The sequence below is a fragment of the Bradyrhizobium betae genome, assembly GCF_004123905.1.
Lineage (GTDB): Bacteria > Pseudomonadota > Alphaproteobacteria > Rhizobiales > Xanthobacteraceae > Bradyrhizobium > Bradyrhizobium betae_A.
This window is the reverse complement of the sequence record NZ_MZXW01000016.1, coordinates 923,914-937,329: the sequence shown is the minus strand read 5'-3', so window position 1 is coordinate 937,329 and position 13,416 is coordinate 923,914. Positions and strand designations below refer to the sequence as shown.

Annotated in this window: 16 protein-coding genes; 4 read left to right on the top strand and 12 right to left on the bottom strand. The window is 65.0% G+C overall.

The features are described 5' to 3' along the window. Positions 1 to 44: 44 nt before the first annotated feature. From B5V03_RS14655 to B5V03_RS14630, 6 genes are read right to left on the bottom strand one after another with little or no spacing between them, the layout of a single operon-like run. On the bottom strand, positions 45 to 920 hold the full coding sequence (locus B5V03_RS14655) for an amidohydrolase family protein (RefSeq protein ID WP_129270992.1): 876 nt from the start codon (positions 918 to 920) through the stop codon (positions 45 to 47). A 13-nt stretch (positions 921 to 933) separates the two neighbouring features. Then, positions 934 to 1,326 (bottom strand): RidA family protein, encoded by a 393-nt coding sequence (locus B5V03_RS14650; RefSeq protein ID WP_129270991.1) that lies wholly within the window; start codon positions 1,324 to 1,326, stop codon positions 934 to 936. Between the two features lie 26 nt (positions 1,327 to 1,352). Beyond that, the gene (gene hpaH, locus B5V03_RS14645) at positions 1,353 to 2,156 is read right to left on the bottom strand and encodes a 2-oxo-hept-4-ene-1,7-dioate hydratase (RefSeq protein WP_129270990.1); all 804 of its coding nucleotides are present in this window, start codon (positions 2,154 to 2,156) and stop codon (positions 1,353 to 1,355) included. Between the two features lie 3 nt (positions 2,157 to 2,159). Continuing rightward, the gene (locus tag B5V03_RS14640; RefSeq protein ID WP_129270989.1) at positions 2,160 to 3,020 is read right to left on the bottom strand and encodes a fumarylacetoacetate hydrolase family protein; all 861 of its coding nucleotides are present in this window, start codon (positions 3,018 to 3,020) and stop codon (positions 2,160 to 2,162) included. 44 nt (positions 3,021 to 3,064) lie between these two features. Beyond that, complete coding sequence (locus tag B5V03_RS14635) at positions 3,065 to 3,682, bottom strand: flavin reductase family protein (protein ID WP_129270988.1); 618 nt, start codon at positions 3,680 to 3,682, stop codon at positions 3,065 to 3,067. A 3-nt stretch (positions 3,683 to 3,685) separates the two neighbouring features. Further along, positions 3,686 to 4,651: a Bug family tripartite tricarboxylate transporter substrate binding protein gene (locus B5V03_RS14630; protein WP_164988003.1), complete on the bottom strand. Its 966-nt coding sequence runs from the start codon at positions 4,649 to 4,651 to the stop codon at positions 3,686 to 3,688. 129 nt (positions 4,652 to 4,780) lie between these two features. On the opposite strand from B5V03_RS14630, the gene B5V03_RS14625 reads away from it, so the two are divergent. The 3 genes from B5V03_RS14625 to B5V03_RS14615 all read left to right on the top strand — a co-directional run bounded on the left by B5V03_RS14625 (position 4,781) and on the right by B5V03_RS14615 (position 7,758). Further along, positions 4,781 to 5,581 (top strand): IclR family transcriptional regulator, encoded by an 801-nt coding sequence (locus B5V03_RS14625; RefSeq protein WP_164988002.1) that lies wholly within the window; start codon positions 4,781 to 4,783, stop codon positions 5,579 to 5,581. Positions 5,582 to 5,675: 94 nt separating this feature from the next. After that, on the top strand, positions 5,676 to 6,971 hold the full coding sequence (locus B5V03_RS14620; protein ID WP_129270985.1) for an O-acetylhomoserine aminocarboxypropyltransferase: 1,296 nt from the start codon (positions 5,676 to 5,678) through the stop codon (positions 6,969 to 6,971). Between the two features lie 4 nt (positions 6,972 to 6,975). Continuing rightward, on the top strand, positions 6,976 to 7,758 hold the full coding sequence (locus tag B5V03_RS14615; RefSeq protein ID WP_129270984.1) for an alpha/beta fold hydrolase: 783 nt from the start codon (positions 6,976 to 6,978) through the stop codon (positions 7,756 to 7,758). 6 nt (positions 7,759 to 7,764) lie between these two features. Here the strand turns inward: B5V03_RS14615 and B5V03_RS14610 are convergent, their stop codons facing one another. Further along, on the bottom strand, positions 7,765 to 8,718 hold the full coding sequence (locus B5V03_RS14610) for an aliphatic sulfonate ABC transporter substrate-binding protein (protein ID WP_129270983.1): 954 nt from the start codon (positions 8,716 to 8,718) through the stop codon (positions 7,765 to 7,767). A gap of 17 nt (positions 8,719 to 8,735) precedes the next feature. After that, positions 8,736 to 8,957, bottom strand: coding sequence for a hypothetical protein (locus B5V03_RS14605; RefSeq protein WP_129270982.1), 222 nt, complete (start codon positions 8,955 to 8,957; stop codon positions 8,736 to 8,738). Positions 8,958 to 9,351: 394 nt separating this feature from the next. Between B5V03_RS14605 and B5V03_RS14600 the strand changes: the two genes are divergently transcribed. Then, positions 9,352 to 10,083, top strand: a complete 732-nt coding sequence (locus B5V03_RS14600; RefSeq protein WP_129270981.1) for an SDR family NAD(P)-dependent oxidoreductase — start codon at positions 9,352 to 9,354, stop codon at positions 10,081 to 10,083. Between the two features lie 171 nt (positions 10,084 to 10,254). On the opposite strand, the gene B5V03_RS14595 is transcribed toward B5V03_RS14600, so the two are convergent. The 4 genes from B5V03_RS14595 to phnL form a co-directional block, all read right to left on the bottom strand. Continuing rightward, positions 10,255 to 10,866 (bottom strand): pyridoxamine 5'-phosphate oxidase family protein, encoded by a 612-nt coding sequence (locus tag B5V03_RS14595; RefSeq protein ID WP_129270980.1) that lies wholly within the window; start codon positions 10,864 to 10,866, stop codon positions 10,255 to 10,257. 85 nt (positions 10,867 to 10,951) lie between these two features. Next, positions 10,952 to 11,548, bottom strand: a complete 597-nt coding sequence (gene phnN / locus B5V03_RS14590) for a phosphonate metabolism protein/1,5-bisphosphokinase (PRPP-forming) PhnN (RefSeq protein ID WP_129270979.1) — start codon at positions 11,546 to 11,548, stop codon at positions 10,952 to 10,954. Continuing rightward, positions 11,545 to 12,702 carry an alpha-D-ribose 1-methylphosphonate 5-triphosphate diphosphatase gene (locus B5V03_RS14585; RefSeq protein ID WP_129270978.1) on the bottom strand — a complete coding sequence of 386 codons (1,158 nt, stop codon included), beginning with the start codon at positions 12,700 to 12,702 and terminating at the stop codon, positions 11,545 to 11,547. The genes phnN and B5V03_RS14585 overlap by 4 nt, the downstream gene beginning before the upstream one ends. A gap of 12 nt (positions 12,703 to 12,714) precedes the next feature. Continuing rightward, a complete protein-coding gene (gene phnL / locus B5V03_RS14580; RefSeq protein WP_164988001.1) occupies positions 12,715 to 13,413 on the bottom strand; it encodes a phosphonate C-P lyase system protein PhnL in 699 nt (232 codons plus the stop codon). Positions 13,414 to 13,416: the final 3 nt, after the last annotated feature.

Below are 13,416 nucleotides of genomic sequence, written 5' to 3'. Positions count from 1 at the left end.
CAGCGCGCCCCCGGAAATTCCAACAGCAATGAGCGCGGCAAGAATCAATCCGCAAACCCGAACAGCTTCGCCGGATTGTGCACCAGGATCTTCTCCAGCTCGGCCTGGTCCGGCGCGTAGCGGTACATCAGCTCGAGCAAATCGGCGTCGTTCGGCGGCTGCTTGACCGAAACCGGGTGCGGCCAGTCGCTGGCCCAGACGCAGCGGTCGATTGCGGCCTCGATATAGGCGCGCGCGATCGGGATCACGTCGTCGTAGGGAGCACCGGCCTTCGAGGTCTTCTCGCCGAGCGACAGCATCACCCAGAAATTGCCCTTGGCCAGCAGCTCCAGCATCTTGCGCAGGTTCGGATCGTTCTTGCCGGCTTCCGGATCGGGGCGCGCCATGTGGTCGATCAGCACGGGCACGTCGAGGTTTTCGTACTTGGCGACGCTGGAGACGATGCCGTCCTTCTCCGGCTGGATTTTGACGTACCAGCCGAGCTCGCGAATCCTTGCGATCGCACGCGCAAAGTCCTGGTCCGACAGCACCGCGCCGAGCTCCTGACGGAAACTGAAGCGCGCGCCGCGCACACCGGCATCATGCAATTTCGCGAGATAAGAATCGTTCGCCTCCGCGAACACCAGCGCGTTGGCGCAACCGCGATAGTTCGGACCCATCGCGGCGAGGCCGTCGAGCACGACGGAATGATCGGCGCCGTAGGTCGTGGTCTGCACGATGATGCCGCGCTCGATGCCGAGCGTCTTGTGGACGCGCAGCGCCGCTTCCCAGGTCGCGGTCGGCATCCGATAGGCCGCCCCCGGACGCTCGGGATATTTGTCGATCGGACCCAGCACATGAAATTGGCTGTCGACGGTTTTGGGCGGCGGCGCCTTGATCGGGCGGCGCGGATTGGGATCGAACGGCAGATAGGTCGGCATGCAAAGTGCTCCTTCAGTCGATCATTGCGGTGAAGTCGCACTGCACCAGCGCGCCACCGTCCATGTTGTCCATCGGCAGCGCGTGGCGCGCTGGGCGCGAATGCTCGTCCGGAAACATTTTGAGCCACTCGACATTCACCGGCCCGCGTTGCGTGCGGTCCTTCAACCACACCGTCATCTTGATGATGTCGTCCGTGGTGCCGCCGGCGGCCTCAACGGTCGCCTTCATATGGGCGAACATGTTGGCGCATTGGGCATCGAGGCTCTCGGGCATCACGCCGGCACCATCGCGGCCGAGGATGACGCCTGACATCACGAGATTGCCGATACGGCAGGCGTTCGGAATCGGGTTGGCGTGCTTGAAGCCGCCGATATGGATGCTCTTGCGCCGCGTTTGGCCCGTCATGGTGCGCTCCCTCTTTTGTGTTGGTTTCAGACGAACTGGCAGGACACCGAGCCGAACGCGCCATAGTCGGCATGGAACGTATCGCCGCGGCGGATGTCGACGGGCCGCGTGAACGATCCAGCCAGCACCACCTCGCCAGCCTTAAGATGTTCGTCATGCGGCGCGAGGCGGTTGGCGAGCCAGGCGATGCCGTTGGCAGGATGATTGAGCACGCCCGCAGCAAGGCCGGTCTCCTCGACCTCGCCGTTGCGGAACAGCAGTGCGCCGATCCAGCGCATATCGGCATCCATCGGGCGGAACGGCCGGCCGCCAAGCACCAGCGCAGCATTTGCCGCGTTGTCCGAGATCGTGTCCATGACCTTTCGCGCTTTGCCGGTCTCGGGATCGACCCGATGCATCCGCGTCTCCAGGATCTCCAGCGCCGGGGTAACGTAGTCGGTGGCGTTGAGCACGTCGAAGATGGTGCAATCCGGCCCACGCAGCGGCGCCTTCAGCACGAAGGCGAGCTCGACCTCGATCCGCGGCGCATAGAAACGGTCGAACGGAATCGGCGTGGCGTCGGCATAGAACATGTCGGCGAACAGCACGCCGTAATCGGGCTCGGAGATGCCGACCGCGTTCTGCATCGCCTTCGAGGTCAGGCCGATCTTGTGGCCCTTGATGATGCGGCCGCGGCCGAGCTGGAGCTTGGTCCAGGCGCGTTGGACCGCGTAGGCATCCTCGATGCTAAAATCGGGATAGTCCTTCGTGAACATCGTGATCAGCGACTTGGTGCGCTCCGCCTCATCCAGCCGCGCGGCAAGGCGTTCGATCGTGGCGGCATCCAGCATGGTCTATTGCTCCGCGGCGACGGTGTTGCGCAGCACGCCGATGCGGCTGGACTCGACCTCGACGACGTCGCCGACTTTCAGCCAGCGCGGCGGATCGAAGCGCACGCCCGCCCCCGTTGGCGTGCCCGTGACGATCATGTCGCCGGGCTTCAGCGTGGCGAAGGTCGAGAGATAGGAGATCAGATAATCGAACGGGAACATCAGCCGCTCGGTGGTGTCCTGCTGCCGCACCTCGCCGTTGACGCGCGTGGTGATGTCGTGAGGACCGCGCGGGTCGAGCTCGTCAGCCGTGACGATCCAGGGCCCGATGCTACCGGAGCGATCAAAATTCTTGCCCTGCGTCACGTTGAACTTGCCGTGGCGCAGCCAGTCTCGGACCGTGCCCTCGTTGCACAGCGTCATGCCGAAAATGTGCGACCACGCCTTTTCGCGCGGAATGTGGCGGCCGCCCTGCCCGATCACGATGACGAGCTCGCCTTCATAGTCGAGCTGCTCAGATACGTGAGGCTTCTCGAGCGTTTGGCCGGAGCCCGTCATCGACGACATGCTGCGCACGAACAAGCTGGGATATTTGGGCAGATCGGAATTGTCTTTATATTCGGCGTTGCGCTCGGCGTAGTTGACGCCGATGCACCAGAGCTTTTCCGGCGCCAGCACCGGCGGCAGCAGGACCAGCTCGTCCAGCGCGTAGTCAGGCTTTTGTCCGGCGACCGCTTCCTGCGCCTCGGCGAGCGCGTTGGCCGCGATCAGCGCCTTGACGTCAGAATAGTCACGACCGATCCGTTTGGTCAGATCGACGACACCGCCGTCAACGGCGGCACCATAGAGCGGCTCTCCGTCCAGGAGATAGCTTACGAGTCGCATGATCGTTCTCCAAGTGTCTGGCGGCGCGAGGCGAGGCTGCGCGCTCAGTCTTTCGATTTGGGAGTCTGGAACACGGTGTTCAGCGTCACGATCTCGCCAAGCGTGGCGTAACGCGGACCGCCGATGCGCGCGATCGGGTCGAGCGCCTTGGTCTCCACCTTGCCGTCGTTCACTAGGCCGTCGCGCAAATGAAACATCACGACTTCGCCGACGATCAGCCGGCTGCGGGCGTCACCGAATTCGAGGCACTGGCGGAAGCGGCATTCCATCGCAACGGGTGCCGCCGCCAAGCGCCGTACCTTGATGCGCTCGCAGGGCAACGTCTCCAGCCCGAGATGCTCGACCTCGCTGATTTCAGGCGGATGCTCGACCGAGCTGTCGTGCACCGCCTTCATCAGCGGGGTATCGGCGATGTGGATCACATATTCCTCGGTATCGAGGATGTTGTGCGCGGTGTCCTTGTAGTCCGCGCCCTTGCGGCCGACGCTGATGGCGAGCATCGGCGGCTTCTGCGAGACGAAGGTGAAGGCGCTGAAGGGGGCGAGGTTGAGCACGCCGCTACGCGACAGGCTCGTCACCCAGGCGATCGGGCGCGGCACCACGATGCCGGTCATCAGGCGGTAGATGCGCTCCGCGCCGAGCTCGGTGGGGTCGATCTGCATCGATCATTCAGCCTTGATGTTGGCCTTGCGCACGACCGGAATCCACTTGGCGTCCTCGCGCTCGAGATAGGCCTTGAACTCGTCCGGCGTCATCGGCGTGGCTTCGCCGCCGAGCTTCTCGAACTTGTCGACCACGGCGGGGTCCTTCAGGATCGCGACCAGCGTCTCGTGCAGCTTGTCGATAACAGGCGCCGGCGTGCCCGCGGGCGCGAACAGGCCGGTAAAGGTCTGGCCGTCAAAATCCTTGTAGCCGAGCTCGGCAAAGGTCGGCACGTCAGGCAACGACTTCAGGCGATGCGGGCTGGTGACGGCGAGCGCGCGGAACAGGCCGGCCTTGATGTGCTGCAGGCTGACCGTGAGCTGGTCGAATGCGAACTGCACCTGGCCGCCGAGCAGGTCGTTGATCGCGGGCGCGTTGCCGCGGTAGTGCGCGGTGACCCATTGCAGGCCGAGATTCTCCTGCATCAGCTCGCTGAGCAAATGGTTGGTGGTGCCGGGGCCGGGCGAGGCCATCGTCAGCTTGCCGGGATCGCGCTTGGCGAGCTCCACGAATTCCTTGAACGTGTTCGCCTGCACGGAGGGATGCACCTCGAGCACCAGCGGCGTCATCGAGATGGTCGTAATGGGAAGGAAATCCTTCTTCCAATTATAGGCGTCGCGCTTGTTGATCTCGGTCGCGAACAGCACCGGGCCGTTGGCACCGACGAACAGCGTGTAGCCGTCGGGCGCCGATTTCGCGAAGGCTTCGCCCGCGATCATGCCGCCGGCGCCGGCTTTGTTCTCGATGATGAAGGGCTGGCCGAGCTTTTCCTGGAGCTTGTCGGCGACGATGCGCGCGGCGCTGTCGACATTGCCGCCGGCCGGATACGGCACGATCAGCTTGACGCTGCGCGCCGGCCATTGCTGGGCTGATGCGGGCCCCGCCAGCATCGCAGTGACAGCGGCTATGGCAATCGCGATTAATCTCATGTTAACCTCCCGGCGGCGCTTCCAATTCACTTCGAACGCCCTGACGTTGCGCATGGCGCTCGAATCGCCGCGCAATCTCCAGATGCGCGCTTTACCTGTCGAGTGAATTGTGGCGTTCTTGTCCATATTATGGACAGGCGACTTTCACCGAAATCCGCTCGCGACGCAATGGAACCGCGACAGGGCGCGCAGGCGATCCGGCGCGCGCTCGCGGTGCTGCGCATTCTTGCCGCAGGCCGCGAGGACGGTGTGCCATTGGCCGAGGTCGTGCGCGCGACCGGCCTCACCCGCCCGACCGTGCATCGCATCGTCCATGTGCTGATCGAGGAAGGCATCGTCGAGCGGCACAACAAAACCGGCCGTTATGCGATCGGCAACCAGGTGCCGGAGCTCGCGCTTGCGCGTCCCCGACCTTCGCGGTTGCTGGTCGCCGCCAATCCGTCGCTGCGGCGTGCGTCAGCCGAGATCGGAGACACCCTGTTCCTGACGGCGCGGACCGGCAACGACACGCTGTGCGTCGATCGCAGGATCGGCATCTATCCGATCCAGGTGCTGTCGATCGAGGTCGGCGCACGCCGGCCGCTCGGTGTCTCCAGCGCCGGCGTCGCCATCCTCGCCGCGATGCCCGCGCCGGACGCGCGAAAAATCGTCGCAGCCAATGAGAAGCGGTTCGCCGCCTACCAGACCGACGCCGCGACGGTGCTCGGCCAGGTCACCGCGGCGCGGAAGCGGGGATATAATATGAGAGAGATCGGCCTCGTGCAGGGCACGAAATCGATCTCGACCTGGATCAAGACGCCGGATGGGCAGCCGGCCGCGGCCATGACCGTCTCCGCCGTTCGGACGAGGCTAGGCCCCCGCCGCGAGCAGGAGGTTGCGGAGATTTTGCTGCGCGAGGCCCGCACCATCGAGCAGGCGATCGGCGGCTAGCTGCGCGGCATCACGCGGCGCTGTCAATGGGCTGACTTCGCCCTCTGTTTTATGGCACAACGGCCGCCTCGCCGACCGACCAACGAGGCCAAGCATGCCCGCGCCAAAACCGCCTGCCTTCGAGACCCTAAGCCTGCATGCGGGCCAGCATCCGGATCCCGCGACCGGCGCCCGCGCGGTGCCGATCTACCAGACCACGTCCTACGTGTTCCAGGATTCCGATCACGCCGCCGCGCTGTTCAATCTGGAACGCGCCGGCCACATCTATACGCGCATCTCCAACCCGACCACCGGCGTGCTGGAGGAACGGCTCGCGGCGCTGGAAGGCGGCGTCGGCGCGATCTGCACCGCGAGCGGCATGGCCGCGCTGCATCTGGCGATCGCGACGCTGCTCAACGCCGGCGACCACATCGTGGCGTCGAGCTCGCTTTACGGCGGCACCATCAATCTGCTGGCGCACACACTGCCGCGCTTCGGCATCACCACGACCTTCGTCAAGCCGCGCGATCTCGACGCGTTCCGCGCAGCCATCAAGCCGAACACGAAGCTCGTGATCGGCGAGACCATCGGCAATCCCGGCCTCGAAGTGCTCGACATCCCGAAGGTCGCGGCGATCGCACATGACGCCAAGATTCCGCTGCTGATCGACAACACCTTTGCGACGCCCTATCTCAGCCGTCCGATCGAGCTTGGCGCCGACATCGTCATGCATTCAGCGACCAAATGGATCGGCGGCCACGGCATCGCGATCGGCGGCGCCATCGTCGACGGCGGCCGCTTCGACTGGCGCGACTCCGACAAGTTCGGGGTGCTGACCGAGCCCTATGGCGGCTATCACGGCATCGTCTTCGACGAGCAGTTCGGCACCGCCGCCTTCATCATGCGCGCGCGCACCGAAGGCCTGCGCGATTTCGGCGCCTGTCTGTCGCCGACCAACGCGTTCCAGCTGTTGCAGGGCGTGGAGACGCTGGGCGTCCGCATGGACCGCCACATGCAGAACACGCACCTCGTGCTGGAGGCGCTGAAGTCCAACAAGGCGGTGGATTGGGTGCTGCATCCCTCGCTTGAGGACCACACGGACTATCAGCTGGCAAAACAGTTGCTGCCGCGTGGCGCCGGCTCGATCGTCTCCTTCGGCATCAAGGGCGGGCGACCCGCAGGCCGCAAGTTCATCGAGTCCCTGCGCATGATCAGCCATCTCGCCAATGTCGGCGACGCCAAGACGCTGGTAATCCACCCCGCTTCCACCACGCATCAGCAGATGGATGCCGCTCAGCTCAAGGCCGCCGGCATCGGCGAGGAACTGGTGCGGCTCTCGGTCGGCATCGAGACGGCGTCGGACATCATCGACGATCTCTCCCAAGCGCTGCGCATCTCGCAGAAGGTCTGACGCCATGAAGCTTTCCGTCAACGGCACTGATGTGTTTGTCGCGACCGGCGGCCGTGAGTTCGACAAGTCCCTGCCCACGGCCGTCTTCCTCCATGGCGCCGGCTTCGATCGTTCGACCTGGGCGCTGCACACGCGCTGGTTTGCGCATCACGGCTTTGGCGTGCTGGCGCCTGATTTGCCCGGCCACGGCCGCTCGGCCGGGCCTTCACTCGGCAGCATCGCAGAGATGGCTGACTGGACCGCGACGCTGCTGGAAGCGGCCGGCGTGGCGAAGGCACATCTGATCGGCCATTCCATGGGATCGCTGATCTCGCTGGAGACGGCCGCACGACACCCCGACAAGGTCTCCGCGCTGAGCCTGATCGGCACCGCCGCAACCATGACCGTCGGCCCGGATCTGCTGAAGGCAGCCGAAGCCAACGAGCAGGACGCAAACGACATGGTGTCGATCTGGGGCCTCGGCTTCAACGCCGAGCTCGGCGGCAGCCTCGCGCCGGGGCTGTGGATGCATGGCGGCGCGCAAGCCGTGCTTCAAGCTTGCGAGCCGGGCGTGCTGTTCCGGGATCTGTCCGCCTGCAACGCTTACGCGAATGCGCTGAGTGCTGCTGCGACCGTCAAGGTGCCTGTCACCCTCATCCTCGGCGAGCGCGACATGATGACACCGGCAAAGGCGGGCAAGGCGCTTGCGGCGGCGATCCCGCACGCAAAGACCGTCGTCGTGCCGGGCGCGGGCCACATGATCATGGCCGAACGCCCGGACGAGTTGCTTGCGGCGCTGAAGGGGTGAGCCGCTTCAGGACCCCGGCGTCCACTTCCAGATGATGTCGGAGACGCTGACCGGTTTGGGGATGAGACCGAGCTTGGCGAAGCGGTCGGCAACGGCCTGCTGGGTCTTGATCACCTCGGCGTCGAGCGGCACCACGCTGTAGCTCGACCGATTCACGAAGCGGCGGACAGCTTCGATGTCCACACCGGTCGCCTCGGACTGCGCCTTCGCGACCTCCTCGTGGTGCGAGTTCGCCCACACGCCTTCGGAGGCGAAGGTCGTGTTGAGCTTTGCGACCAACGAAGGATACTTTTCGACGAAATCCGTGTTGGCGATGTAATAGGCGTTCGGCTTGTGTACGTCCTTGTCGAAGACGAGAACGCGTGCGTTCTCCTTCAGTTCGGCCAACGCCAGATACGGGTCCCAAATCGACCAGGCATCGACCGACCCTTTCACGAAGGCCGCAGTCGCGTCGGCCGGTGCCAGCGGCGCCGGCGTGATGTCGGACCAGGACAGGCCGGCCTTCTCGAGCGCCGCGACGAGGAGATTGTGCGCACTCGATCCCTTGCCGAAGGCAACGCGCTTGCCCTTGAGGTCTGCGAGCGCGTGAATCGGCGAGTCCTTCGGCACGACGATCGCCTGGGTGTTGCCCTCCGATTTCACCGCCGCGACGTATTTGATCTTTGCGCCGCCGGCCTGCGCGAAGATCGGCGGGGAATCGCCGACATATCCGAAATCGACACTGCCGACATTGATGGCCTCCAGCAACGGCGGGCCGAACTGGAAGTCGATCCACTTGATCTCGATGCCGAGCGGCTTGAAGGCATTTTCGAGCGTCTGGCGTTGGCGCACCGCCGGGAAGAAGCCGCCCTTCTGCGTGCCGATGCGGATCTCCGCCGGCTTGTCCTCGGCATAAGCGGGCACGGCAAGGGCCGTCGCCAGCAGAAGCGTCGTTGCGAGCACGTGACGTCTAGTGATCATATCGTGGTCCTCCGGTTTCAGTTGGCGAAGACTTGGGAATTTGCGCGCCGGCCCTTCCCGGAGAGCAGGGCGCGTGCGGCGCGCTCGGCCTCGCGCGCCGTGCGGAACTGGCGGCCTTCGAGGCTGTCGAACAGACGCTCCGAGGAGAAAAAGCGAAAGCCGCGCTCATCCCTTGTGACGATGCCGGCGGCGCGGTCCTGGATTTCGATGATGTAGGCGTTGGACTGGGCTTGGGACATGACTGCTCGTTCGCCGAAGTGTCGGCGTTCCTGTCGTGGGATTTGTGGTGCGGGAGGTTGCTAGGACGCGATCAGCAACAACAACAGGCGCCGGTGGCCGCCGAGAAACAGCGCCGCGTCATGCACGCATGCATGTCGCTCGGGTTACGCTGGTGATCGGTTCTCATATTGCGGCTTCAAGCTCAAGGAGCAGTTTCGTGGCCTGCGAATATCGGGCGAAAGGCGCGTTCGGTCAATGAAATGGCTATCCATATTTGGGAGCGACGCACTGGGGCGTTTCTCCCGCCGCAAGCACTGACAGTCGGATTCATCTCGCGATGAGTTCAACACGGGCGTGCGGGCGGCATGATAGGCTTCCAGCAGCCACAAAGCAGGCAAACCGGGAGGTCGAGACATGGCGGATGATCTGAAAGGGCGCACGGCGCTCGTCACCGGCGGCTCGCGCGGGATTGGTGCTGCCGTCTGTCGCGCGTTGGCCGGAGCAGGCGCAGCCGTAGCGATCAACTGCCGCGAGCAGATCGGACAGGCCGAGCAGCTCGCGGGCGAGATCGTCAAGCAGGGCGGTCGTGCCATCGTCGTCGCCGCCGACGTCTCGCAGCGGGAGGCCGTGGCTGATATGGTGGAGCGCGTCACGGCCGGGCTCGGCCCCATCGATATCCTCGTCAACAATGCCGGCATCGCGATCACGCGCGGCATCGACGACCTCACCGAAGACGATTTCGACCGCACCATGCTGGTCAATCTGAAATCCGTGTTCCTGTGCACGCAGGCGGCGCTACCGTCGATGCGGTCAAGGAAATGGGGCCGGATCGTCAACATCTCCTCGGGTGCCGCGCGCGGGGCCGGATCGATCGGGCCGCACTACAATGCGTCGAAGGCCGGCATGGAGGGCCTGACGCGCGGCTATGCGGCGCGGCTGGTGAAGGAGGGCATCACCGTCAATGCCGTGGCGCCGTCGCTGATCGAGACCGACATGATGAGCGGCCAGCCGCAACTCATCAGCCGCATCCCGCTCGGCCGCTTCGGCACGGCGGACGAGGTGGCGAAAGCGGTGATGCTGCTGGTCGACAATGCCTACATGACCGGGCAGACGGTCGCGCTGAGCGGCGGGATGGCGTTTAATTAGAGGGCGTGAGGCCCTCTTACCTCGCCCCGCTTGCGGGGAGAGGTCGACGCGCTCGTAGAGCGCGACGGGTGAGGGGGTACAGGTCCCACGGCGATCTCAAATGTCGAGAGAGGCCCCTCTCCCCGCCCTCTCCGCGCAAGTGCGGGGCGAGGGAGACGAGAGAGCGGACGCTCACCACATCGTCGCTGCTGCCCGCTCCGGCCAGGCGCGATCATACTCCGCGCCACCGACCTTGTTCTCGCTCATCTCGGCGAGGATCTGGCCGGGCGTCGGCAAGGTCTTGGGATCGATCCGCTTGTCGGGATTCCAGAGGTCGGAGCGGACGATGGCGCGGGCGCACTGGAAGTAGATCTCTTCGACGTTCATCACCATGACACTGCGCGGCGCCTTGCCTTCGACCTGGAACGAAGCCAGCAGCTCTGGATCGACCGAGAGATGCGCGCGGCCGTTGGCCCGCACCGCATTGCCGGAACCGGGGATCAAAAACATCAGCGACACCCTGGGATCGCGCACGATGTTGCGCAAGGAATCGACCCGGTTGTTGCCGCGACGGTCCGGCAGCATCAGCGTGTTGGGATCGTGGATGCGGACGAAGCCGGGGAGATCGCCGCGCGGCGAGCAATCGATGCCCTCGGGCCCGATGGTGGCTAACGCGGCGAACGGCGCCTTCTCGATGAAGATGCGATAGAGCGGCGTGACGTGGTCGGCGACTTTCACGGTCGAGGCGTCGTTGGTGACGCCGTAGATGGCTTCGAGCTGCTCGACCGTTTCAATCACCGACATTCCGTTCTCCTTGTTGCGCCGGCTAGACTCTTGTCTTGACGCGTTTTCTTGACGCGAACCGGTATCCACTTCGCTTGAAAACGCTCTATTCGTGCCAGCCTTCGTTCCTGATCACACGCAGGAGGTGGCGACCGTGATAGTCCGCGCTGCCCGCGTTGAGGATGGTGACATCGGCGCTCGCCGACGCGTCGTTGACGCTGCGTGTGAGGCGATCGGCGATATTGCCGTCGCTGTGCCGGGCGCGAGCGGCCAGCCGCTGCGCCAGCACGTCGGGCGGCGCCGTGATCGCGACCACCACGACGTTGGCATAGGCCTGGCGCAGCGCGCCGATCACCGTGCGCGAGACATTGGCGACGACCGCGCGCCCGGCGCGGATATCGTCGTTGATCTCGAGCGGTAGCGCGTAGGAATGTCCGTGCGCCTCCCAATGCACGGCGAAATCGCCGTGCTCGCACGCGTGGCGGAAGTCATCGGGACGCATCGCAATATTATCCTCGTCCGCAGAGGACTCGCGCGTCACGACGCGGCGCGGGAAGACGATGTCGTTGTCGTCAATGCAAGCCGCCTGCGCGAGCCGCAACAGCGTGTCCTTGCCGGCACCGCTCGGACCGACCACGAGCACGAGCCGCCCGGGTCCGATCCCGCCTGCCTCGCCCTCGGCCATGGTCGCGGTCTCGCTCATGCGACGCGGTTTCCTTCACGCCAGACGCTGCGAACCACGGGAACACTGCCCGCCACGTGCACGCGGATCAGATCGGCACGCTTGCCGGTCGCGACCTCGCCGCGGTCGGTGAGGCCAACCGCCTCGGCCGGCGCCTTGGTCACGGTGCGAACCGCGGCCGGAAGGCTGATCGCGGGCACATGCTCGGGCAATTGCAGCGCGGCCATCAGGAGGCTCGACGGAATGTAGTCCGACGACAGGATGTCGAGCAGGCCCTCACGGGCGAGATCGACGGCGGCGATGTTGCCCGAGTGCGAGCCGCCGCGCACGACGTTCGGCGCGCCCATCAGGATGCCGATGCCGGCCTGGTGCAGGCCGCGCGCGGCTTCCAGCGTGGTCGGAAACTCCGCCACCGAAACGCCGTCGCGCAGGGCGTCCGCCACGTTCTCCTCGGTGGTGTCGTCGTGGCTGGCGAGCGGAATCCTGTACTGATGCGCCAGTGACACGATCTCGCGCATGTTGGCCGCAGCATAAAGCCTCTGATACTCGAAGCGCTTCGCGAACAGCTCGTCGAGCTCGGCATCGGTCTTGCCGCCGCCCTTGCCGCGGTAATAATCGCGCAGCTTGACCTCGTCGCGGAACTGCCGCTGGCCGGGCGTATGGTCCATCAGCGACATCAGCTTGACGTCGGGACGGTCGATCAGTTCCTTGGCCTCCTCGACAACGCTCGGCATCGGGATTTCGCAGCGCAAATGCAGGAAGTGATCGGCGCGCAGCAGGCTGGCATCGCGTGCGGTGGTGATCGCGGCGGCGAGCGTGCCGGCACGACCATCGACTTCCTCGGCGCCGTCATCGCGCCAGACCCGAAGCGAATCGAACACAGTGGTAATGCCTGAGGTCGCGAGCTGACCGTCATAGGAGATGACGGCCGCGACCGGATTCCAGAACACTTTTGGACGTGGCACGTAATGCGCTTCGAGATGGTCGGTGTGCAGCTCGATCAGGCCGGGCATGATGAGGTCGCCGCCGGTATCCTCCGCGCCGGCGGGTGCCCTGCCCTCGCCGATCTCGGCGATGCGTCCATCGGCAAGAGCGAGCCAGCCCTGCTCGATCACCCGGTCCGCCAGCACGATCCTGGCGTTGGCGATCACGGATTCCTTCGGCTTGGCGTTCATGTCCCTCTTCCTTCAGGCGGCGGCGGCAAAGCTGGTGACGTCGACGATGCGATCGGCAATCAAATGGCGGATTTCGTCGTCATGGACAATGGCGACCATGGCGACGCCCCGGCGTTTCTTCTCGGCGACCAGCGCGACCACGACGGCACGGTTGGCGGCATCGAGCGAGGCGGTCGGCTCGTCCAGCAGCAGGATCGGCAGATCCGAGATGAAGCCGCGCGCGATGTTGACGCGCTGCTGCTCGCCGCCGGAGAAGGTCGCGGGCGGAAGCTGCCAGAGCCGCTCGGGGATGTTGAGGCGATGCAGCAGCTCGCCGGCACGCGCCTGTGCATCGGCGCGGGCCATGCCGTTGACGATCAGCGGCTCGGCAACGACGTCGATGGTCGCAACGCGCGGCACCGCGCGCAGGAACTGGCTGACATAGCCAATGGTCGCGCGGCGCACATTGAGGACCTGCCGCGGCTCGGCGGTGGCGAGATCGATCAGCGTGTCGCGATGGCGAATGCCGATGCGGCCGGAATCGCAGCGGTAATTGCCAAAAATCATCTTCAGGATCGACGATTTTCCGGCGCCTGATGGCCCCGACAGCACGACGCATTCGCCCGGGTTGACGTGGAAGGTGACGCCGCTGACGACAGGCAATTCGATGCCGCCTTGCAGATGCATCGTAAAGGTCTTCTTGGCGTCGGTGATGTCGATCATGGCAGTCATTGG

What these genes read in the sequence shown, in the direction of transcription:
- B5V03_RS14655 (WP_129270992.1), bottom strand. Translation starts at nt 920, where the DNA reads ATGCCGACCTATCTGCCGTTCGATCCCAATCCGCGCCGCCCGATCAAG.
- B5V03_RS14650 (WP_129270991.1), bottom strand. Translation starts at nt 1,326, where the DNA reads ATGACGGGCCAAACGCGGCGCAAGAGCATCCATATCGGCGGCTTCAAG.
- hpaH (WP_129270990.1), bottom strand. Translation starts at nt 2,156, where the DNA reads ATGCTGGATGCCGCCACGATCGAACGCCTTGCCGCGCGGCTGGATGAG.
- B5V03_RS14640 (WP_129270989.1), bottom strand. Translation starts at nt 3,020, where the DNA reads ATGCGACTCGTAAGCTATCTCCTGGACGGAGAGCCGCTCTATGGTGCC.
- B5V03_RS14635 (WP_129270988.1), bottom strand. Translation starts at nt 3,682, where the DNA reads ATGCAGATCGACCCCACCGAGCTCGGCGCGGAGCGCATCTACCGCCTG.
- B5V03_RS14630 (WP_164988003.1), bottom strand. Translation starts at nt 4,651, where the DNA reads ATGAGATTAATCGCGATTGCCATAGCCGCTGTCACTGCGATGCTGGCG.
- B5V03_RS14625 (WP_164988002.1), top strand. Translation starts at nt 4,781, where the DNA reads ATGGACAGGCGACTTTCACCGAAATCCGCTCGCGACGCAATGGAACCG.
- B5V03_RS14620 (WP_129270985.1), top strand. Translation starts at nt 5,676, where the DNA reads ATGCCCGCGCCAAAACCGCCTGCCTTCGAGACCCTAAGCCTGCATGCG.
- B5V03_RS14615 (WP_129270984.1), top strand. Translation starts at nt 6,976, where the DNA reads ATGAAGCTTTCCGTCAACGGCACTGATGTGTTTGTCGCGACCGGCGGC.
- B5V03_RS14610 (WP_129270983.1), bottom strand. Translation starts at nt 8,718, where the DNA reads ATGATCACTAGACGTCACGTGCTCGCAACGACGCTTCTGCTGGCGACG.
- B5V03_RS14605 (WP_129270982.1), bottom strand. Translation starts at nt 8,957, where the DNA reads ATGTCCCAAGCCCAGTCCAACGCCTACATCATCGAAATCCAGGACCGC.
- B5V03_RS14600 (WP_129270981.1), top strand. Translation starts at nt 9,352, where the DNA reads ATGGCGGATGATCTGAAAGGGCGCACGGCGCTCGTCACCGGCGGCTCG.
- B5V03_RS14595 (WP_129270980.1), bottom strand. Translation starts at nt 10,866, where the DNA reads ATGTCGGTGATTGAAACGGTCGAGCAGCTCGAAGCCATCTACGGCGTC.
- phnN (WP_129270979.1), bottom strand. Translation starts at nt 11,548, where the DNA reads ATGAGCGAGACCGCGACCATGGCCGAGGGCGAGGCAGGCGGGATCGGA.
- B5V03_RS14585 (WP_129270978.1), bottom strand. Translation starts at nt 12,702, where the DNA reads ATGAACGCCAAGCCGAAGGAATCCGTGATCGCCAACGCCAGGATCGTG.
- phnL (WP_164988001.1), bottom strand. Translation starts at nt 13,413, where the DNA reads ATGACTGCCATGATCGACATCACCGACGCCAAGAAGACCTTTACGATG.